Source organism: Streptomyces sp. NPDC033165, assembly GCF_055577965.1.
Genome location: NZ_JBVIPK010000010.1, coordinates 123,064 through 145,271, shown reverse-complemented (window position 1 = coordinate 145,271; position 22,208 = coordinate 123,064). Strand labels below are relative to the sequence as shown.

Here is a 22,208-nt window from a genome sequence, read left to right as displayed (position 1 = left end):
TTCCGCCGGCACCGCCGGCCGGTACCCAGAAAGGGCGGTCGTCATGTCCCCATCCGGAGTGAAGACGTGGGCCGCAGCGCTGCTCACCACGCTCGTCCTGGCCCTCCTCTCGGTCGGGTGCACGGGCGGGGACGGCTCGGGGCCGACGCCCCGCGGCAGCTCTCCGCCCGGGACGGGCTCGGGCACGGAGGGCCACGTGCTCGCCGTGAAGATCGACAACGTGGCACCCGCCCGGCCCCACACCGGGCTGGAGCGGGCCGACATCGTCTACGTCGAGCAGGTGGAGGCCGGGCTCAGCCGCATCCTCGCCGTCTACTCCTCGGATCTGCCACCGGCCGTCGGCCCGGTCCGCAGCGCCCGGGAGACCGATCTGGAGCTGCTGCGCCAGTTCGACCGGCCGACGCTGGCGTTCTCCGGCGCCCACAGCAGGCTGCTGCCGGTCATCGACCGGGCGCCGCTGGAGGCCGTACCGCCGTCGGAGGCACCGCAGGCCTACTTCCGGGGGCCCGACCGGCCCGCCCCGCACAATCTCTACCTGCGGCCGGAGAAGATCCCGTACACCGCGTCCGGTGTCAACGCCGTCGAGGCGCTGGGGCTGCGCTTCGGGGCGGCTCCGCCGGGCGGGGAGCCGGAGGACAGCCATACGGTCCGCTACCCGTCCGCCTCCGTCAGCTTCGTCTGGTCCGACGAGCGCGGCCGGTGGCTGGTCTCGCTGGACGGCTCCCCCGCCCTCACCTCCGACGGGGCGCGGATCGGGGCCGGTACGGTCATCGTCCAGGACGTGACCGTACGCCCTTCGGACTTCCACGACCGGTCCGGGAGCGTCAGCCCGTTCACCGAGACCGTGGGCTCGGGCGAGGCGCTCGTCCTGCGTGACGGCCGCGCCCACGAGGCCCGGTGGTCGCGCGCCTCGGCCGACGACCCCACCGCGTTCAGCACCCCGGACGGCGAGCGCGTCGATCTCGCCGACGGGCCGCTGTGGATCCTCTACACGCCGAGCGGGGAAAGCGCCGCCCGCTGAACAGGCGGGGGCGGGGCAGGCGCGCCGGGGCCGGGCCGACGGTCTACGGTCGACTGCGTCGGCGGGCCGCAGCCCGCCGACGCAGCCGCGCGCAAGGAGCACGTACGTTGTCGTCGTCCCCGTCCGGCCTGGTCGCAGCCATGGAACGCCACCAGGTCGCCCTCTATCTCGGGGCCCTGGCCGCCGGAGGCCTGGTGGGCCGGTTCGCTCCGGATGCGGGGCCGGGCCTGGAGCACGCCATCAACCCGGTGCTGGCCGCCCTGCTGTACGTGACGTTCCTCCAGGTTCCGGCCGCGGAACTGGTGCGCTCGTTGCGGGCGGGCCGTTTCCTGGCGGCCGCGCTGGTGGTGAACTTCGTCGTGGTGCCGCTGGTGGTCGCCGCGATGTTCGCCTTCCTCCCCGACGAGCAGGCGGTCCGCCTCGGTGTCCTGCTGGTGCTGCTGGCACCGTGCATCGACTACGTGATCGTCTTCAGCGGGCTCGCCGGAGGCGACAACCAGCGCCTGCTGGCCGCCACCCCTCTCCTGCTGCTCGCCCAGATGGTGCTGCTGCCGGGCTATCTGTTCCTGTTCCTGGGACCGGGCCTGGCCGACGTGGTGGAGGCCGGACCGTTCGTCGAGGCGTTCGTCGTCCTGATCGTGATCCCGCTGGTCCTGGCCTGGCTGACCCAGGCCTGGAGCGCACGCCGCCCGGCCGGGCGGAAGGCCGCCGACGCCCTGGGCACGGCGATGGTGCCGCTGATGGCCGCCGTCCTGTTCACCGTGGTCGCGTCCCAGCTGCCGAAGCTCGGCGACACCGGCAGCGTGGCGGACGTGGCCCGCGTCGTCCCGTTCTACGTGCTCTTCCTCGTCGTGATGGCGTTCGCGGGGCTCGGCGTCGCCCGCGCCTTCCGTCTGGACGTCCCCGCCGGGCGGGCGATCGTGTTCACGGGCGCGACCCGCAACTCCCTGGTCGTCCTCCCCCTGGCCCTGGCGCTCCCGGACGCGCTGGCCGTCGCCGCGGTGGTCGTGGTCGCGCAGACCCTGGTCGAGGTGATCGGCATGGTGGCCTACGTGCGGGCCGTACCCCGGCTGCTTCCGCTCCGGGACTGACCCGCACCCGCCGCGCCCGCGTGGGGGCGCGCTTCGGCCCACCTGGGCAGGGGCGGGCACATCGGGACGCAAGTGCTTTGGTTCATCGGCCAGTTCGGGTGGACCACCCCTGCGCCCGTTGGGTTAGGGTCACCTGATGACGAGTGCCTCACCGCCTCCCTCCTCCGGCGCGACCGCCGACGACAAGCACCCCTTCGCCGCGTTCGGGCTGCTGTCCCCGCCCGGTACCGACGCGTTCTGGGCGGCGGCACGGACGCCCCTGTCGGTACCCGCCGACGGCGGGGGCTGGCTGACCCTCTTCCTGTGGCGCGGCTCCGAGGCCGTACTCGACTTCGAGAGCTGGTCACCGCCCGTGCCGCTGCGCCGCTGGGGCGCCACGGACTGCTGGTACGCCGAGGTGCGCATGCCCGCACGGCTGCGGGTGACCTACCGCGTCCTCGCGGGAGGGGCCGCCCACGCCGATCCGTTCAACCCGTTCGGCGCGGGCGGCGAGCGGTCCATCGCCGCGACGCCGGACGCCCCGCCCCAGCCGCACTGGCCCGCACTCGGCCCGGACGACGTCCTGCCCCTCCCCCGTACCCGGCTCCGCTGGAACAGCGACCGGCTCGGCGGGCGGCGCACCGTGCGCGTCCACCCGGTGGGCGGCGGCGGTCCCGTGGTACTGCTGCTGGACGGGGACGACTGGCTGTATCTGCACCCGGCCATGACCGCCTTCGACGCGGCCTTCGACGCGGGTGACGTGCCTGCGGTCACCCTCGTCTTCGTGCCCGCCAAGGACCGGGAGGCGGAGTTGGGTTGCCGCCCCGAGCTGTGGGAGGCGGTCCGGGACGAACTGCTGCCGCTGGTGGCCGAGTCCGGCGTGGTGGCCGATCCGGACCGGCTGGTGGTGGCCGGGCAGAGCCTGGGCGGGCTGAGCGCGCTGTACGCGGCTCTGGAGTTCCCGGAGCTGGTCTCCCGTATCGCCTGTCAGTCGGGCTCCTTCTGGTGGGCGCCCGGGGCCGTGGAGGCGGCGCATCCGCTGGGCGGGGCCGTCGGGGGCGCGATCGCCGAGCGGCTGCGGCGGGGCGCGGACCTGTCCCGGCTGCGGTGCGCGTTCGACGTGGGGGAGCACGAGGCCGCCATGCTGCCCCACTGCGAGCTGGCCGAGACGCTGACCGAGGGATCGGGTGCCACCGTGCGCGTGTCACGTTCGGCTTCCGCGCACGACCGCGCGGGCTGGCGGCAGGCGCTGCTGAGGGATGTGGCCTGGGCGCTGGGCTGAGGGGTTCCCGGGGCGGGAACCCCTCGGTTCACCTCGCCACGGCCAGGCAGTACGCCTCGTCCCGCGCCAGCAGGTTGCGGTGCGTGTCCTCGGCGGTGATCACTCCCTCGTCGAGGACCAGGACACGGTCCGCCGCGTCCAGGAGCGGCGGGCTGCTGGTGATCACCACCGTCGTACGGCCTCGGCGCAGTTTCGCGATGTTGCGCGCGATGAGCTGCTCGGTGACCGCGTCGACGGCCGTCGTCGGGTCGTGCAGGACCAGCACCTCTGTGTCGGCGGCCAACGCGCGGGCCAGTGACAGGCGTTGCCGCTGGCCTCCGGAGAGATTCGCCCCTCGGTCGCGGACCGCGTAGTCCAGGCCCTCGCGGTGAAGGGCGACGACATCGGTGAGCATGGACGCCTCGACGGCCTCCTCGATCGTCCGGCTGGTGCCCGAGGGGTCGATGTTCGTCCGGAGGGTACCGGCGAAGACCTCCCCGTCGTACGGGTTCACCAGCATGTGCTCGCGTACGGCCTCGACCGACAGGTCCGCGATCTCCTGGCCGCCGATGCGCACCACTCCCCCGTACGTGTGGGGGGCGGTGTTCACCGCGAGGACGGCGGCGAGGTCCGCCGCCGCGCGCGGCTGGTAGGCGGCGATCGCCACGAACTCGCCTGGATTCACCGAGAACTTGAGCTCCCGCAGGGTGCCGTGCCGTACGCAGTCGACCTCCAGGGTTCCGCCCGGCTCCGGGCGGCCTGGGCCCGGTGTGGCCACCGGCGGGGCGGAGAGCACCAGCGCCATCCGTTCGGCCGAAGCCCGGGCGATCATCACGTACTTGGGCATCTCGGAGAACATCTTCAGCGGTTCCATGATGAACTGCGCGAGGCCCACGGCCATGACCAGTTCCCCGATGGTGATCCGGCCCTCGAACGCCAGCCAGCCCGCCGTCAGGGAGACCGCCGCGGCGAGGACCGCGTTGAGGGCCAGCGCGGTGCCCGCGTACCGGCCGTTCACCCGGGCCACGGTGACGGCCTGGCGCTTCGCGTCGGTGCTGACCTTGCGGTAGGAGCCGAACGCGGCGTGGTTGCCGCCGAAGCCGTGGAGGGGGCGCAGGCCGATGATGAGGTCGGCGACCTTGGCTCCGGCCCGTGCCACCTTGGCCTGCTGCTCCTGGGTGCTGGCGCCGATCCGCTTGGACATCACGGCCAGGACCGACAGGATCGCGACGGTCCCCACGACCACCAGCAGGCCGAGCCGGAGGTCGGCCAGGCTCAGTGCGACGGCCGCGACCACCACGGCGACCAGGGAGCTGACCAGCAGCGGCACCACTTCGATGATGTCGGCGGTCTGGTCGGCGTCCTCGGTGGCGATGGTCAGGATCTCGCCGGACTTGAGTCCGTCGACGTCCCTGGCCACCGGCTGGAGCCCGCAGGCCGCGACCTGGACCCGCCAGCGGTGCGCCTCGGTCGTGTTGGCCTTCTGCAGCACCCGCATGCCGAACCGCCACGACAGGGACACCGTCGTGATGATCACGGCGAGCGCGCCGATCGACACTCCGAGCGAGGGGAGGCTGCGGTCCTGCATCGTGTGCTCGACGATCATGCCGAGCGCGATGGGGAACGCGGTCTCCGCCGCCTGGTACAGGCCCATGAGGACGGTGCCCGCGATCATGGCGCCGATGTTGCGGCGCAGGGCGGTTCGCAGGATGGCGGCGCCCGGGCGGGGCCGCTGCGTGTCGGTCTTCATCAATGGGTGTCAGTTCTCATCGAGGTGGCGGGCCATCGCTTCCGGGGTTCGCAGGGTGAACAGATCACGGATGGTGATCACAGGACCGTACTCCCGGCGGAGCAGCCCGATCAGCCGCACCGCCAGCATGGAGTGTCCGCCGAGGGACACGAAGTCGCTCACCGCGCTCACCTCGTCGTCGTCCAGATCCAGCGCCTCGGCGAAGAACTCGCAGACCACCCTCTCGGTTTCGGTCTCCGGTCCGCGCTCCTGCGCCGTGGTCAGCGCGCCCAGCGGCCTGGCATCGGGGAGCGCCTTGGTGTCAGCCTTCCCGTTCACGGTGAGGGGGATGCTGTCGACCTGTGCGTAGTGGGTGGGGCGCAGGAAGTCCGGCAGCCCCGCGCCGACTTCGGCGGCGACCCGGGCCAGGTCGGCCATGTCCGCCAGGACGAGATAGGCGGCCAGCCGGTGAGCCCCGTCCACCTGGGGGTCCGGCTGGGCGACCGCGGCGACGAAGCGGACCGCCGGGTGGGCCGCGAACACGGCCTCGACCTCGCCCAGTTCGACGCGGTGGCCGCGGATCTTGACCTGTTGGTCGGTGCGGCCCAGGTAGGCGATGTTCCCGTCGGGCCTGCGGAGCACCAGGTCCCCGGTGCGGTACATGCGCTCGCCGGGCGCGCCGAAGGGGCAGGCGACGAAGCGGTGCGCGGTCTGGGCGCTCTGGCCCAGGTAGCCGCGGGCGATGCCGACGCCCGCCACGTACAGCTCGCCGGGCACTCCGTCGGGCAGCGGCCGCAGCCAGGGGTCGAGGACGTACACGTCGGTGTTGTCGATGGCCACGCCGACCACCGGGTCCTGGCATTCGAAGGTGCCGACGCCGAGGGTGTTGATGGTGTACTCGGTGGGCCCGTACAGGTTGTAGCCGACCGTGCCCTTCGTCCCGGCGAGCCGCCGCCACAGCGTCGGGGTGACGGCTTCGCCGCCCAACAGCACCAGCGCGGGGCGTCGTTCGGGGTTGTCGAGCAGCCCTTCGGCGACCAGCTGCTGGGCGTAGGTCGGGGTCACGTTGATGACGTCGATGCCGTGCTCGCCGCAGTACTCGACCAGCCGGGGTGCGTCGCGGCGCAACTCCTCGTCGCAGATGTGGACTTCGTGGCCGTCGGCGAGCCACAGCAGTTCTTCCCACGACATGTCGAACGCGAACGACACGGTGTGCGCGATCCTGAAGGTCCGGTGGCCGTGGTCGGCGAGCACCGGTTCGAAGATCCGGCGCTGATGGTTGATCAGCATGTTGGTGAGCCCGGCGTAGGCGGTCACCACACCCTTCGGCTTCCCGGTCGATCCCGAGGTGTAGATCGTGTACGCGGGGTGGCACAGCCGGTCCGGGTCCTCGGGCGTGAACGTCACGAACGGCTCCGCCTCGGGCAACGGGCGGTCCAGTTCGATCAGTTCGCCGCTCAGCCGGGGCGACACGCTGCTCACGGTGAGGATGACCTCGGGCCGCGCGTCCTCGACGATCGCCGCGATCCGCTCGTCGGGGTGGTCCAGTTCCAGCGGCACGTACGCGGCACCGACCCGCAGGACGGCGAACAGCGCCGCGATCCAGTCGGGGGAGCGCGGGATCGCCAGCCCCACGGTGGTCTCCGGGCCGATGCCCCGCCCGGCGAGTACGCCCGCCACCGCCCGGCTGCGGTCCCGGAGTTCGGCGAAGGTCATGGTCGCGCCGTCGGCGACGAGCGCGATCCGTTGCGGATCGCGGTCGGCCGCGAGGTCGAAGCGGTCGACGACGGTGTCCGTGCCGATGTCCGTGCGGTCGGCGGGCTCGGGGGCCGGTGCCGGACCGGGCAGCGCGCCCATCGGGCCGGTCGCCCCCGCCACGTCCTCCAGGACGCGCAGGTAGTCGTCGAGGAGCCGGCGGGCGGCTCCGGGGTCCCCGTGACGGTGCTCCAGCTTGACCGTGAGCCGGTCTCCCGGCGTGACGACCCAGGTGTACGGGTAGTGGGTGGAGTCCTCCGCCCGGACGGAGGTGATGCCGTGGCGGGCGTTCATCGCGGCGAAGGCGTCCGGGTCCAGGAAGTTCTGGAGCACGAACAGGTTGTCGAAGAGGGTGTCGTGCCCGCTGGCCCGCTGGATCTCTCCGAGCCCCAGGTGCTCATGGTCCATCGCCGCGACGCGCGCCGCCTGCACGGACGCCAGGTAGGCGCCGACCGTGTCGTCGGGCCGGGCCCGCGTCCACATCGGGACGGTGTTGAGGAGTACGCCGACGATGTCGGAGTGCCCCTCGCCCTCACGGCCGGAGACGGTGACGCCGAAGACGGCGTCGGCGCGGCCGGTGCGGGCCCCGAGGAGGAGGCCGAAGGCCCCGGTCAGCACCGAGTTCAGGGTGACGCCGTGGACCCGGGCCGCTTCCCGCAGCAGCTCGGTCAGTTCGGCCGAGAGGGTGTGCACGAGCGGCTGCGGCAGCTCCTGGGCCAGGGCCGGGGCCGGTCCGGCGAGCAGCGTCGGCCCCGGCAGGCCCGTGAGGTGCTCCGCCCAGAAGCGCTCGGACTCGGACGGATCCTTCGCGGCGAGCTCCCGGGCGTACTCCTCGAAGCCCGGCACGGCGGGGGCCGTGTCCCACGGCTCGCCCGCGACGACGGCCTCGTACGCGTCGAACAGGTCGCGCAGCAGGATCTCGCGGGACCAGCCGTCCCAGAGCAGCAGGTGGTAGCTGAGCAGCAGGTCGTCGTGGCCGTCGGGCCGCCGTACGACGGTGATCCGGATCAGCGGCGGCTCCCCCGGGTCGAAGCCTCGCTCGCGGTCCCGGGTGCGCAGGGCCTCGGTCTCGGCGTCCGTCGTCGCCTCGACCGCCCGGACGCCGACCCGGCGGCCCGCCTTCAGGACCTGGACCGGGTTTCCGTCGTCGTCGGTGGTGAATCCCGCGCCGACGACCGGGTGTCGCGCGATGACGTAGGCCATGGCGTCGGCCAGCGCGTCGGTGTCCAGGCGGCGGTCGAAGGTGAAGTAGCTCTGGGCGACGTAGTGCCCGGCCTCGCCCGCCATCTGGGCCTGGAAGAACAGGCCCCGCTGGAGCGGGGTGACCGGGGCTGTGCGCTCGGCCGTCACGGAGGCGTGGTCGATCTGCTCCAGGGCGGCGAGCCAGTGTCCGGCGATCGCGTCCGGTACGCCGTCGGCGAGGGTGAAGGACGCGTGCAGGCTTCCGGTGGCCTCGTCGGTCCAGGCGTTGACCTCGACGGCGTACGGGCTGTTCCGCTCCCCGCCGGTGAGGTGGGGGGCGCTGGATTCGGCGCCCCGGCCGAGGTAGTTGAAGAGGATCTGCGGGCGGGCGGTCAGCAGTGGGGCGGTCTGCGGGTTGAGGTACCGGAGCCGGCCGTAGGCGGTGTGGCCGTGCTCGTCCGGCTGGCGTTCGGCGACCTCGCGGGCGGCGGTGACCGGGTCGGTGTGGGCCGTGAGGCGTACGGGGGCGATGGAGGTGAACCAGCCGACGGTACGGGAGTAGTCGTGGTGCTCCAGGGCCGGGACCCGGCCGTGCCGCTCAAGGTCGACGGCGAGGTCGGTGGGCGCGGCGGCCTGGATCCGCGTCAGCGCGGTGCGCAGGGCGCCGCACAGCAGTTCGGTGAGGCCGAGGCCGAGTGCGCCGGGCGCGGTGCGCGTCACCCGGTCGCTCGCCTCGGGCGGCAGGACCGCCGTGATCTCGCGCGCCCCCGTGACGGCGGGCAGCAGCGGCGGCGACTGAAGGGTGGTGATCCAGTGGCCGAGGGCGGTGGCCGGCTGCCCCGACCGTGCGGCCAGTGCTTCGGCGTACTCGGCGTACGGGGTCGTCGGCGGCGGCAGCGGGGAGCCGCCGAGGGCGGTGGCCAGGTCGTCGAGGAGGACGAGCCAGGAGACGGCGTCCACGGCGAGGTGGTGCACGGTGACGACCAGGGTGCGGCTCGGCTCCAGCCAGGAGAAGGCGATGACCTCTCCGGTCTCGGGGTCGAGCCGTCCGGCGGCCTCGTTCGCGGCGGCCGTCGCGTCGGTGGTGTCCACCCGTACGACGTCGGCCTCGCGGGCGGGTTCGGTGCGAAGGGCCCACACGCCGTGCTCGACCTGGAGACGCAGGCGCAGGGCGGGGTGCGCGGCCAGGACGGCGTTCGCCGCGCGCCGTACGTCCGCGAGTCCCGTTCCTTCGGCGGCGACGAGGGTCCTGGCCTGGGCGAACCGGGCGAGTGAGCCGCCGAGTTCGCGTTGACGCAGGATGATCGGTGTCGCCGGGAACGGGCCGTCCTCGCAGCGGGGCGGCACGGGTGCGGGGCGTTGCGGGGCGCGCGTGGCGAGGTGGTCCGCGAGGGCGCGCGGGGTCTTGAGGAGGAACACGTCCCGGGGTGCGATCGGCAGGTCACGTGCGCGGGCCCGGTTGATCACGGTGATGGCGACGATGCTGTCGCCCCCGGCGGCGAAGAAGTCGGTGTCGGCGTCCACGGTGGCGCCGGGCAGTGCCGCGGCGAAGATGTCGACCAGGGCGGTGAGCGCGGAGTCGCCGGTGGCCTCCCCCCGCTGTCCGACCTCCTGCTGTGCGGCGCGCTCGGCGAGGGCCTTGCGGTCGAGCTTTCCGTTGACCGTCAGCGGCAGCGCGTCGACCGGCAGCACCCGGCCCGGGACCATGTGTACGGGCAGCTTGGCGGAGAGCCGGGCGGTGCAGTCAGCGGGCACCTCTCCCACGACATGGGCGACGAGGTGGTCACCGCTGTCCGCCACGGTGACGGCCACATCGATGATCCCGTCCAACTCCCGTACGGCTCCCTCCACTTCGCCGAGCTCGACCCGGAATCCCTTCAGCTGTACCTGGTCGTCGGCGCGGCCCGCGAACTCCAGCTCGCCATCGAGCGTCCGCCGGGCGAGGTCTCCCGTGTGGTACATGCGGGAGCCGTCGGCCGCGAACGGGTCGGCCACGAACCGCCCGGCGGTGAGCCCGGGCCGGCCCAGGTACCCCAGGGAGACCTGGTCGCCCGCGACGTAGATGGCTCCCACCCGGCCCGGCGGCACCGGGCGGAGCCGGTCGTCGAGCAGATAAGCGGTCAGGCCGGGGATGGGGCCGCCGATGGGGCTGGCGTCCGTGCCCCGGGCGAAGTCGTCGTCCGTGAGCACCCGGTGGGTGACGTGGACGGTGGTCTCGGTGATGCCGTACATGTTGACCAGTTCGGGCGTGCCGGTGCCGTGCCGTTCGACCCAGCCGCGCAGCCGCCCGAGGTCGAGGGCCTCGCCGCCGAAGATGATCCGGCGCAGCGCCGTGACCGGCCGGTCGGCGTGCAGGTCGGCCTCGATGAACCGGTAGAAGGCGGACGGGGTCTGGTTGAGTACGGTCACGCCGCGCTCGCGGACCAGCCGGTGGAAGTCGACCGGGGAGCGGGTCAGGGCGTACTCCGGGACCAGCAGCTCGCCGCCGTGTGCCAGCGCGCCCCACAGCTCCCAGACGGCGAAGTCGAAGGAGAAGGAGTGGAACTGGACCCACACGTCGTCGGGTCCGAAGCCCATGTCGGGGCGGGTGTTCGCGAGGAGCGCCGACACGGCGGAGTGCGGGACGACGACGCCCTTGGGCCGACCGGTCGAGCCGGAGGTGTAGATGATGTACGCCGGGTCCTGCGGGGTCGCTTCAGGCGCGGCGGTCTCCTCACCGGCCGGGAGCCGGTCGCCCTGGACGAGGACGCGGGCCGCCACGCCCGCCCGTTCCAGGAGCCGGGTGAAGCGGCCCTGCTGTTCGCGGTCCACGAGGACGACCTGCGGGGCGGCGTCGGCGAGGATGTACTCCAGCCGCTCGTCCGGGTAGGCGAGGTCCAGCGGTACGTACGCGCCTGAGGCGGTGGCGACCGCGATCAGGGCGACGACCTGCTCCAGGGAGCGCGGGACGGCGACGGCGACCCGTCGGCCGGGGAGGACTCCGGCCGCGCGCAGGGTTTCCGCCAACGCGTCCTTCTGCGCGGCGAGTTCTCCGTACGTCAGCGAGCGGGTACCGCCGCCGAGGGCGCATTGCGTGATGGCGGTGGCCGCCGGGTCGCGCCGTGCCGCGGCGTCGAACAGCGCGCCCAGGGTCGCCGGGGCGGGCCGTTCCGGTGTCCTGTCGGTCTTCGGGGCCGGCTCGTCGACCGGGGTGTCCGGGTCGGCCAGCACCTCGGCGAGGGTCCGGGTGAAGGTGTGCAGGATCGCCTCGGCGCTCTCCCGGCGCAGCAGCTCACCGTCGTAGATGAGGTTGAAGCGCGGGCGGCCGTCGCCTCCTCGCTCGACCACCAGCGTCAACGGGTAGTGCGGGGCCCCCTCGTTGACGATGTCGGTGATGACGAGGGTGTCGTCCGGTCCGCGCAGGGCGTCCACGTCGGTCGCCACGTCGAACACCACCAGGGTGTCGAAGAGGGAGCCCGCGCCGCTCTGCCGACCGATCCTCGCCAGGGAGACATGCTGGTGGGCCAGCACCCTGCCCTGGTGCGCCTTGACCGCATCGAGCAGGTCCCGTGCGGTGTCGGTGGCTTCCCAACGGACGCGTACGGGGACGGTGTTGATGAACAGGCCCACCATGTCCCGGATGCCGGGCACGTCCGCGTCGCGCCCCGAAACCGTGGAGCCGAAGACGACGTCCCTGCCGCGCAGGATGCCGCCCAGCGTCACCGCCCAGGCGCTGTGGACGGCCACGCTGAGGGGCACCCCGGCCGACCGTGCGGCGGCGTCGATGTCCTCGGCGGGCTCGGCGGCGAGGTCGGCGAACCGCGCGGAGGGGGTGTGCCCTTCGGCCACGAGGGACGGGCCGGGCAGTCCGTCGAGTTCCTCGCGCCACACGCGGTCGCTCTCGTCCTGGTCGCGTCGGGCGAGCCAGTCCACGTAGTCGCGGTAGCCGCCGAGTGGGTACACCGTCCCGGGCGCGTGGTATTCGGCCAGCAGCGTACGGAGCATCGGAGGCACCGACCAGCCGTCGGCGATGATGTGGTGGACGGTCTGCACCAGGACCGTGCGGCCCGCGCCGGCGCGGATGAGGGTGTATCGCATCAGCGGCCCGGTGGCGAGGTCGAACCCGGCGCGGCGGTCCCGCTCCGCGAGGTCGCGGATCTCGTCATCGGTGATGGAGGGGCGGTCCAGTGTGGTGAAGGGCGCCCGTATGCCGCTCTCGACGACGGAGACGACCCGGCCGTCGGCGAGGGATGTGAACCGGGCGGCCAGGCCTGGGTGGAGCGTGAGCAGCCGGGTGGCCGCCGCGGTGAGCCGTTCGGGGTCCACCTCGCCTTCCAGCGTGAGGAGTTGCTGTTCGACGTAGCTGCCCGTGGTGTCGCCGTCGAAGACGGAGTGGAAGTAGAGGCCTTCCTGCAACGGGGTGAGCGGCAGGATGTCGCGCAGGGCCGGTCCGTCGAGCTCGTCCACGTCGGCCTGGGTGAGCGGCACCAGCGGGAAGTCGCTGGGCGTGTGACCGCCCGTTTCGAGGGTGGCGAGTGCGGTGAGGGCCGAGCGGAAGTAGTCGGCGAGGGTGTCGATGTCGTCGTCGGTGAAGACGCCTTCGGGCCAGGAGATGGTGGTGACCAGTGCGTAGTGGCCGTTCGGGCCGGGCTCGGCGATCGCGTTGAACTCCAGGGCGCGCGGCAGGCGCATGTCCGGGTCGCGCTTTTCTCCCAACTGCCCTGTGGTGCCCGCGAGCTGCCAGTCACCGCAGGCTCCCGCGTCGTAGCGGCCCAGGTAGTTGAAGAGGACCTGGGGGGCCGGTCCGGTCAGGCCCGCTCCGGACAGATAGCGCAGGGCGCCGTAGGAGAGGCCGCCGGACGGGGTGCGGGCGAGGTCCTCCTTGACCGCCTTGAGGGCGGTGGCGAGGTAGGCGGGTGCGGTGAGGTCGGTGGCCGTGCCGGGGTCCACGGTGACCGGGAAGAGGGTGGTGAACCAGCCGACCGTACGCGACAGTTCGGGTTCGAATCCCGCCGCCTCCGCGACGAAGCGCCCTTCTCGGCCGTGGCCCTCCAGCTCGATGTGGGCGAACGTCTGGTCCTGCCCGTGGTCGCGGCGCCAGCGGGCCAGGGCGACGGCGAGGGCGGTGAGCAGGACGTCGTTGGCGCCCGCGTGGAACTTCGCGGGGACCTCGCCGAGCAGCGCGGCCGTGTGCTCGGGCCCGACGGAGACGGTCCGGGTCCGCTCGCGGGCCACGGTGTCGGTCTCGGCCAGGGCCCGCCTGCCGAGCGGCGCGTCCGGCGCGGGCAGCGGGGTCTCGTAGTGCCTACGGTCCGCGTCGAAGGGGGCGCGGGCCAGCAGCTGGGTCCAGCGGCGGAACGAGGTGCCGACGGGCGGCAGGTCGACGGGGGTTCCGGAGGCCCACTGACGCCAGGCCGTGGCCAGATCGTCCATCAGGATGCGCCAGGACACGCCGTCGATCACGACGTGGTGGGCCACCAGGACCAGCTGCCGGGCCTCGCGGCGCCAGACGGCGCGCAGCATCACCCCGCCCGCCGGGTCGAGCCCGTCGGTGGCGAGCGCGACGCACTGCTCCAGCGGGGCGTCGCTCTCCTGCCACCCGGTGGCGCCCTGGCCGGGCTGCGGGATGGCGAAGCCCCAGCCGTCGCCGCGCACCAGCCGGGCGCGCAGCATGTCGTGCCGGGCGAGCACGGCGGCGAGGATGTGGTCGAGCGCGTCGGCGGTGAGGGCGGCCGGGGTGTTCAGGACGACCGACTGGACGAAGCCGTCGATCGCGTCCGTGGTCTCGCCGAGCCACTGCACGATGGGCGATCCCGTGACCGGGCCGGTGGCCACGTCACCGTGGTCCACGGCGGTGACGTCCTCACGGCTCGCCACCGCCGCCAGTGCCCCGATGACGGTGTTGGTGAAGATCTGGCGTGCCGTCACATGGAGGCCCACGTCCCGCAGGGCGCTCAGCAGGGAGATCGCCAGGATGCTGTCTCCGCCGAGCTGGAAGAAGTCCTGGTCGACTCCGACCTCGTCCCTCCGCAGCACCGCCGCGACGGCCGCGCACACCAGGCGCTCGTTCTCGGTGGCGGGCGCCACCACCGTGCCGGCGCCGGTCGCGGGCTCCGGCAGGGCGGCCCGGTCGACCTTGCCGTTGGCGGTGAGCGGGAACCTGGCCAGCACCACGAGGTGGGCGGGGACCATGTAGTCGACCATGGCGGCGGCGGCCCACGCCTTGACCTCGTCACCGCTCAGGCCCTCGTTCCCGGCGGATGGGATGACGTATCCGACCAGGTAGGTGCCGCCCGCCGTGTTCTTCTTCGCGACGACGCAGGTGTGCCGTACCCCGGGGTGCTCGGCCAGGGAGGCCTCGACGTCCTCGATCTCCAGGCGCATGCCGCGGATCTTGACCTGGTTGTCGGCCCGGCCGAGGAAGTCCAGCGACCCGTCCGGGACGTACCGCGCCAGGTCGCCGGTGCGGTAGAGCCGTGACCCGTCCGAGGCGAAGGGGTTGGCCACGAAGCGGGAGGCGGTGAGGCCGGGGGCGCCGACGTATCCGCGCCCGAGGAGGAGCCCTCCGACGTACAGTTCGCCGCCGACGCCGACCGGGACGGGGCGCAGTTCGTCGTCGAGGACGTAGAGCTGGGTGTTGGGGTTGGCCCGGCCGATCGAGGTCGACAGGCGTTCGGCCGCGCCCCGGTAGATGACGTGGGAGACGCCGATGGTCGTCTCGGCCGGTCCGTAGCCGTGGTAGAGGGGGATGTCGAGGCGGCGGCGGAACCGCTCGTACAGCTCCGGGGTGAGCACCTCGCCGCCGCACCAGACGTGCCGCAGGCTGTCGAGTCGGCCGGAGTCGCCCGCGATCTCCAGCAGCACGTCCAGCATGGACGACACCAGATAGGTGAAGGTGACGCGCTGTTCGGAGATGACGCTCAGCAGGTGGTGGGGGTCGCGTTCGCCGCCGGGCCGCAGGACCACCAGGCGGGCGCCGGAGACCAGCGGCAGGAAGATCTCGTTGACGGAGATGTCGAACGAGAGGGGCGCCTTGAAGAGCGAGGCGTCGTCGTGGCCGAACCGGAGGATCTCACCGGACTGCCACAGGAGGCGCTCGCTGATCGCGTCGTGGCGGATCATGGCGCCCTTGGGCCGTCCGGTCGAACCGGAGGTGAAGATCACGTAGGCCAGGGCGGCGCCGGGGACGGCCGTGTCGGGCGCGTCCACCGGGTGGGCGCCGTACTTCCAGTCACCGAGGTCGACGGCGACGGCGTCCGGTTCCCCGGCGTCGGCCTTGCCCGTGGTGTTGAGCTGGAGCACGACCCGGGCGTCCTGGACGACGACGGCCCGGCGGGCGGTGGGCCACTGCGGATCGAGCGGCACGAAGGCGCCCCGCGCCTGGAGTACGGCGAGGAGTCCGACGACCATGTCGGCGGAGCGGCCCAGCGAGATGCCGACGGCCTGTTCGGAGGTGAGGCCGCGCTCGATCAGATGGTGGGCCAACTGGGCTGATTTCTCCGCCAGCTGCCGGTACGTCAGGGAGCGGTGCTCGTCGACGACGGCGATGGCTCCCGGCCTCAGGCGTGCCTGTTCGCGGAACATCTCCATGATGGTCGGGCGGGCCCGGTCGGCGCCGGTGTCGTTCCACCGGGCGAGGGCCTCGATCCTCGCTCCGGGGCCGGACGGGCCTATGGTGCCGAGGGGCCGGTCGGGGAAGTCGGCGAGGTCGTCCAGCGCCTGCTGCGCGTCGGCCTGATGGACGCCGGCCGGCAGGGCGATGCTCCGGCTGTCCACGTCGATCTCCCAACCTCCCTCCATGCGGCCGCCGTTGTCGACGCGTCCGAGGACGTCGGGGAAGGGTGTGGCAGGCGTGAGGCGCATACCGTCCGGGCCGCTGCCGGTCGCCCAGTAGGCGAGTCCTACGGCGCACGCCTCGATGACGCTACGGTCGCTGTAGTCGCCGATCCGCCTGCGTACGGCGGCCAGTCGCGCGGGAGAGAGCAGTACGCAAGGAGCGGTCGGTTCGGTCATCGAAGTCTCAGCACCCTTCCAGGACATGCGAGTTAGCCTAGCCTTCGTTAGGCTTACCTAACTACCTTCTCGCCATGCGCGCCACAGTCGCGCGTACGGGCCGCCCAGGGCCACCAGTTCGCTGTGTGTTCCTTCCTCCACCACGCGTCCCGCGTCCAGCACGGCGATCCGGTCCGCCGACATGGCCTGGGTCAGCCGGTGGGCCACGAACAGCGTGGTCCGGCCCGAGCACGCCGCCAGCACGGCACGTTCCAGCTCCGCGGCGCCCTCGCTGCCCGCCTCGGCGGTCGACTCGTCGAGCACGACCACCGGTGACCGGCTCAGGACCAGCCGGGCCAGGGCGATCTGGGCGACCTTGGTGACGTCCAGGCGCTCGCCGCCCTCGCCGACCCTGGTGTCCAGCCCGTCGGGCAGCAGCTCGACCCACCCTCCGGCGCCCACCGTCCGCAGGGCGTCCAGCAGTTCGGCGTCGCTCGCCTCGGGTGCGGCGAGCCGCAGGTCGTCGCCGAGCGGGCCGGAGAACACGTGGGTCTCCTGGGTCAGGATGCTCACCAGGGCGCGCGCGCCGGCCTCGTCCAGGTCGGCGAGGTCGTGCGAGCCGATGCGTACCGATCCGGCCCCGGGTCTCCCGATGCCCGCGATGAGCGCGGCCAGGGTGGACTTGCCCGCCCCTGTCGCCCCGACCAGGGCGAGCGATCCGCCCGCGGGAATGGAGAGGGACACCTCCCGCAGCACCGGTTCCTCGGCGCCCGGATAGCGGAAGGTCAGCCCCTGTACGGTGACCGGATGCGGCGCGACGTCGGCCGGCCGGACGGACCTGTCGCCCACCAGCCGCTCCTCGGCGGGCTCCTTGAACACCCCGACCAGGCGGGTGAGGCTCGCGCCCGACTTCTGCGCCTCGTCGAAGGTGAACATGATGGCGCCCAGCGGGGTGAACAGGCGGTGGAACATCAGCGGGGCGGCGGACACCTCGCCCAGCGTGGCGGCGTCGCCCTCCAGGAGTGCGTACCCCACGACCAGGATCAGGACGAGCCCGATGAACTCGGCCCGGTTCTCGCGGCCGACGAACCGTCCGAAGAAGCGGAACACCTCGACGCCGAGATTGCGCACCCGCCACGACTCGCTGGTGACCTTCTCGCGGACGTCGCCCTCCAGCCGGTACGCCCGTACCGTGTCGATCCCGTTCAGTCCGCTGATGAGGGCCTGGGCGCGGTCCGCCTGGGCCGTCCTCTGCTGCCGGTAGAGGGGGGCGGACCGGGGCAGGTACCAGCGCAGCGCCAGTGCGTACGCGGGCAGCGCCCCGGCTCCGGCCAGGCCGAGGCGCCAGTCCAGGCCGAACATGCCGATGGTCGCGATGACGACCAGGACGCCCGCGGAGAACACGGTGGGGACGGCCGTGCGGATGCCCTTGGAGAGCACGGCCACGTCGTCCCCGACGCGGGACAGCACGTCACCCCGGCCGACCTGTTCGACGCGGGTGCTCGGCATGCCCAGCACGGCACGGACGGCTTCCTCACGGAGCCGGGCGAGCAGTTCGGCTCCGAGTCTCCCGATCAGGTAGGTCGAGGCCGCGGTGGCCGCCGCGCCGAGCAGCGCGGCGGCCACCATCAGCACCCCGACCGTGAACAGTATCGACCGCGACGCACCCCCGACCACCCCGTCGACGACCCGGCCCAGCAGCAGCACGGGGAGCACCTGGAGCGCCGCCCCCGCGACCGTGGTGAGCACGGTGGAGGCCGTCAGCCAGGGGGCCTGCCGGCAGTGCCCGGCCACCCAGCGGGCGGCCTCGCCGCCAGTCGCCGTGTGCAGGTTCACCGGGGTTGCTCGGGTGTCGGTGGCAGTCACTCGGGAACCACATCTCGCCGGGGAAGGGGCCGTCGGTTCGTCACGCTACTTGACCGAAGCGACGAGCTCGTCGATCGCGTAGGGCAGGGAGAGCAGGGTGCCCTGGGACATCGCCGCGCCGACCGCGGGGCCTTCGCTGTCCAGGAGGTAGGACACCTTGCCGTTCTTGACGGCGGGCAGGTTCGTGAACAGCTCGAACTTCTTGAGCGCTTCCGTGTCCGCCTTGTCGTTGATGACGAAGATGCGGTCGACGTCGATCAGGTCGACACGCTCGGGCGAGAGCGCGACGGAGAAGCCGCCGTCGGCGATCTTGTCGATCTCGGACTGGTACGTGAATCCGGAACCGGTCACGAGCCGTCCGCGGACGTCGGTGGAGGTGAACGCCGAGATCGAGTCCTTGTACCAGGACAGCGCGACGGCCTTCTGCCCGGCGAACTCGGGGTGGGCCTTCTTGGCCGCGTCGAGTTTGCCCTGGATGCCCTTCACCAGTTCGGCGCCCTCCTCCTCCTTGCCGAGCGCCTTGGCGATGTGCACCGCGTTGTCCTGCCAGGGGGCGCTGAAGAGCTCCTTCTCCCCCTTGGTGCGGCCCACGGTCGGGGCGATCCTGGAGAGCTTCTCGTAGGCGGCCTTGTCGACCTCGGAGTAGACCGCGATGATCAGGTCCGGACGCAGGGAGGCGATCTTCTCGAAGTTGGGGCCCGCGTCCCCGTTCTTCATGACGACCTCGGGGCGGGCGTCACCCCACTTGTCCTTCACCCAGGGCCACTGCGTGTTGATGTCGGGCGACTGGCCGACCGGGTTCGGGTACTGATCGACCATGCCGACCGGCTTGATGCCGAACGCCAGGACCGCCTGGTCGTCGGTGTAGCCGACGGTGACGACCCGCTCGGGGGCCTTGGCGACCTCGGTGGATCCGAAGGCGTGCTCCACGGTGACCGGGAACGCGCCGTCGGCCGCGGCGGGCGCGTTGTCGCCGTCCTTGCCGCCCTTGCGGTCCTTGCCGTCCGCCGAGTCGGAGCCGCATCCCGCGAGGAGACCGACGCCGAGGGTCGCAGCGGACACCGCCGCGGCCAGTTTCCGCCACGGCTTCACAGGCGTCGTTCGATGAAGAAGCATCCGCAATCCCTACTTTCGCGCTGTCCACTGCGCCCTGTCCGAGGGCAGCCAGACTGTATCCCGGAAAGTGAGGCCAGCCTAGCCTAACCAGACAACTTCCTATCGCTCAGCACGAGTTGACCGAGGTCAACGCATCACGAACCGACGGATTCATCTGCCACTCCGTCAAGAACGGTTGTACACACAGGTGTTCGGGTCAGGGTTGCTGTGCGTCGAGCCGGACATGCGTGCGGCCGATGGGCACGATGAGGGGCCGGTCCCCCACCGGGTCGTCGATCACCTTGGCGTGCAGTCCGAACGCCTCGCGCAGCAGTTCGGCGGTGATCACGTCCCGCGGGTGCCCCTGCGCCAGGACGGCCCCCGCGCGCATGACGACGAGGTTGTCGCTGTAGCGCGTGGCCAGATTCAGATCGTGCAGCACCATGACCACAGTGCGGCCCGACTCGTGCAGATCGTCCACCAGGTCGAGTACGTCGATGGCGTGCGCCAGGTCCAGATAGGTGGTCGGCTCGTCCAGCAGCAGCAGATCGGTGCCCTGGGCCAGGGCCATCGAGATCCACACGCGTTGGCGCTGACCGCCGGAGAGCGAGTCGACGGGGCGGTCGGCCAGGTCCGACACCCCGGTCATGGCGAGCGCGCGTTCCACGACACCGGCGTCGTCCGAGGACCACTGCCGCAGCCAGCTCTGGTGCGGGTGGCGTCCGCGGGCCACCAGATCGGCGACGGTCAGCCCCTCCGGCGCGACCGGCGCCTGCGGCAGCAGGCCGAGCTTCTTGGCCACGTCCTTGGTCCGGAGCTTGACGATGTCCTCGCCGTCCAGCAGGACGGTGCCGCCGGTCGGCTTGAGCAGCCGGGTCAGGGTGCGCAACAGGGTGGACTTCCCGCAGCCGTTGGGGCCGATGATCGTCGTGATCACTCCGGCCGGTATCGCCACGTCGAGCCCGTCGATGACGGTGCGGCCGCCATACCCGACCGTGACGCCCCTGGCTGCCAGCCGTGCGACGTCCTTGACGCCGGCATCGGCCGGGACGGTGAACTGAGCGGCCACAAGCCCCCCTTATTGAGGTTCGCCTTACTGACTACCATCTACCTGACGTTCGCCCGTACCAACAGGTAGACGAGGAACGGCCCGCCGATCGCGGCGGTGACCACACCGACGGGGAGACCGATCGGCAGCGCCGCGCGCGCGACCAGGTCCGAGCCGATCAGCAGCAGCGCGCCCACCAGCCCGGAGGCGATGATGGGCGGCGTCGGCCACTTCGCCAGGCGCATCGCCACCTGGGGCGCCACCAGCGCGACGAACGGCACCGGGCCCGCCGCGCTCACCCCCACGGCGGCCAGCAGCACCGCGCACAGCAGCAGGACGGCCCGCACCCGGGTATACCGGACACCCAGCCCGGCGGCGACCTCGTCGCCGAGGTGCATCGGCTTGAACGAGAAGGCGGCGGCGGCCACGACGACGAGGAGGACCAGGGCGCACCAGAACGCCACGCGGACCTCGTCCCACGACCGGTTGTCCAGGGAACCGACCAGCCATGCCTGGGCCCGGGCCACGTCCCTGAGGTCGGCCGAGACCAGCAGCCAGTTCTTGATCGCCTCCATCACCGCCGTCACCGAGATGCCGATGAGGATGAGCCGGAAGCCGTCGACCCCGCGCCGCCACGCGAGGAAGTACACCAGCAGACCCGTGCCGAGACCGCCCAGGAGCGCAGCGGCCGACAGCCCGATCGACCCGGAGACCGCCGCGCCGGCCCCGCCCGACACCGTCACGAGGAACACCGCGACGGCGCTCGCTCCGCCGGTGATCCCCAGGATGTCCGGGCTGGCCAGCGGATTGCGCGCCACGGACTGGGTGATCGCCCCGGACATGCCCAGCACGATGCCCACCAGGAGACCGGCCAGCGCGCGCGGCATCCTCAGGTCCATGACGACGAACTCGTCGACCTGTTCGCCCTGGCCCAGGAGGGTGGCGATCACCCGGGACAGGCCGACGGGGAAGTCCCCGATGCTGATGGAGAGGCAGAAGACCAGGAAGGTCGCCGCCATGAGGACCAGCGTGAGGAACACGAGCCAGGGCCGCCAGAAGAACGACACCCGGCCGAGCCGCACGCCCGGCGCCACCACTGTCCGCGTCTGCACTTCGGTCCCGTTCATGCGCTCCTGAACTTTCCTCGCCACACCAGGACCGCGAAGAACGGGGCGCCGAGGAGCGCGACCACGACGCCCGCGTCCAGCTCGCCGGGCCGCACCACCAGACGGCCCACGATGTCGCAGACCAGCAGGACACCCGCGCCGAGCAGACCCGCGTACGGCACCAGCCAGCGGTAGTCCGGGCCGGTCAGATAGCGGGCCACATGGGCCACCATGAGCCCGAGGAAGGCGATGGGCCCGCAGGCCGCGGTGGCCGCGCCGGCCAGCAGCGTGATGGAGACGATGCCGATGGTGCGGCTGGCCGCGAGGTTCACTCCCAGCCCGCGCGCCACGTCGTCGCCCAGGTTGAGCAGGTTGAGGGCGGGCAGGGTGACCAGCGCCAGGCCCAGCCCGGCGGCGATGAACGCGGTCACCGGCCAGATGACGTCGAACCCGACTCCGGCCACGGAGCCCGCGTTCCAGAACCGCAGCGCGTTCAGCGACTTCTGGTCGGAGAGCGCGACCGCTGTGGTCATCGCCGCGAGGAACACCGTGACGCCCTGTCCGGCGAGGGCGAGCGTCAGCGGGTTGCCCGCGCCCCTGCCGATGCTCGCCAGGCCGAAGACGACGACACCCGCGACCGCCGCGCCCAGGAAGGCGAACCAGACGTACTGGAACGGGTTGCTGAGCCCGAACACGGCGATCACCGACACCACGGCGAAGGAGGCCCCGGCGTTCACCCCCAACAGCCCCGTGTCGGCTATGGGGTTGCGCGTGTATCCCTGGATCAGCGCGCCGCCCACCCCGAGGGCCAGGCCCGCCACGAGCGCGAGGACCGTACGGGGCAGGCGCACGGTCTGCACGATGAGCCGGATCTCGGTGAGCCGCTGGTCGGGATCGGGTTCCGCGAACAGCCCGTGCCAGACATCGGCCGGGGTCAACGCGCGTGCGCCGACGGCCAGGGACACCGCGACCGCTGCCACCAGGGTCGCGGCGAGGACTCCCAGCCCGGCAACCCGCCTTCTGCGAGGGTCCGTTGCCCCTGCGGGCGCGGGGCGTTCCACTGCAATCGCGCGCATATCGACGAACGATATCCCTTTGATCGGA

Annotated in this window: 10 protein-coding genes; 3 read left to right on the top strand and 7 right to left on the bottom strand. The window is 72.3% G+C overall.

Going from position 1 to position 22,208, the window contains the following annotated elements:
• Nucleotides 1-43: 43 nt before the first annotated feature.
• The 3 genes from ACZ5WC_RS23490 (at nucleotide 44) to ACZ5WC_RS23480 (ending at nucleotide 3,373) form a co-directional block, all read left to right on the top strand.
• Complete coding sequence (locus ACZ5WC_RS23490; RefSeq protein ID WP_468542631.1) at nucleotides 44-1,021, top strand: DUF3048 domain-containing protein; 978 nt, start codon at nucleotides 44-46, stop codon at nucleotides 1,019-1,021.
• 140 nt (nucleotides 1,022-1,161) lie between these two features.
• The gene (locus ACZ5WC_RS23485) at nucleotides 1,162-2,112 is read left to right on the top strand and encodes an arsenic resistance protein (RefSeq protein ID WP_468542711.1); all 951 of its coding nucleotides are present in this window, start codon (nucleotides 1,162-1,164) and stop codon (nucleotides 2,110-2,112) included.
• Nucleotides 2,113-2,248: 136 nt separating this feature from the next.
• Entirely contained in the window at nucleotides 2,249-3,373 is a 1,125-nt protein-coding gene (locus tag ACZ5WC_RS23480) for an alpha/beta hydrolase-fold protein (protein ID WP_468542630.1), read from the top strand.
• A gap of 28 nt (nucleotides 3,374-3,401) precedes the next feature.
• Here the strand turns inward: ACZ5WC_RS23480 and ACZ5WC_RS23475 are convergent, their stop codons facing one another.
• The 7 genes from ACZ5WC_RS23475 to ACZ5WC_RS23445 form a co-directional block, all read right to left on the bottom strand.
• Nucleotides 3,402-5,102 carry an ABC transporter ATP-binding protein gene (locus tag ACZ5WC_RS23475; RefSeq protein WP_468542629.1) on the bottom strand — a complete coding sequence of 567 codons (1,701 nt, stop codon included), beginning with the start codon at nucleotides 5,100-5,102 and terminating at the stop codon, nucleotides 3,402-3,404.
• Between the two features lie 9 nt (nucleotides 5,103-5,111).
• Entirely contained in the window at nucleotides 5,112-16,010 is a 10,899-nt protein-coding gene (locus tag ACZ5WC_RS23470) for a non-ribosomal peptide synthetase (protein WP_468542628.1), read from the bottom strand.
• A gap of 57 nt (nucleotides 16,011-16,067) precedes the next feature.
• Nucleotides 16,068-17,855 (bottom strand): ABC transporter ATP-binding protein, encoded by a 1,788-nt coding sequence (locus tag ACZ5WC_RS23465; protein WP_468542627.1) that lies wholly within the window; start codon nucleotides 17,853-17,855, stop codon nucleotides 16,068-16,070.
• A 45-nt stretch (nucleotides 17,856-17,900) separates the two neighbouring features.
• Nucleotides 17,901-18,971, bottom strand: a complete 1,071-nt coding sequence (locus tag ACZ5WC_RS23460) for an iron-siderophore ABC transporter substrate-binding protein (RefSeq protein ID WP_468542626.1) — start codon at nucleotides 18,969-18,971, stop codon at nucleotides 17,901-17,903.
• Nucleotides 18,972-19,167: 196 nt separating this feature from the next.
• Complete coding sequence (locus ACZ5WC_RS23455) at nucleotides 19,168-20,019, bottom strand: ABC transporter ATP-binding protein (protein ID WP_468542625.1); 852 nt, start codon at nucleotides 20,017-20,019, stop codon at nucleotides 19,168-19,170.
• A 38-nt stretch (nucleotides 20,020-20,057) separates the two neighbouring features.
• A complete protein-coding gene (locus ACZ5WC_RS23450; protein ID WP_468542624.1) occupies nucleotides 20,058-21,125 on the bottom strand; it encodes a FecCD family ABC transporter permease in 1,068 nt (355 codons plus the stop codon).
• Nucleotides 21,122-22,180: a FecCD family ABC transporter permease gene (locus tag ACZ5WC_RS23445; protein ID WP_468542623.1), complete on the bottom strand. Its 1,059-nt coding sequence runs from the start codon at nucleotides 22,178-22,180 to the stop codon at nucleotides 21,122-21,124. The genes ACZ5WC_RS23450 and ACZ5WC_RS23445 overlap by 4 nt, the downstream gene beginning before the upstream one ends.
• Nucleotides 22,181-22,208: the final 28 nt, after the last annotated feature.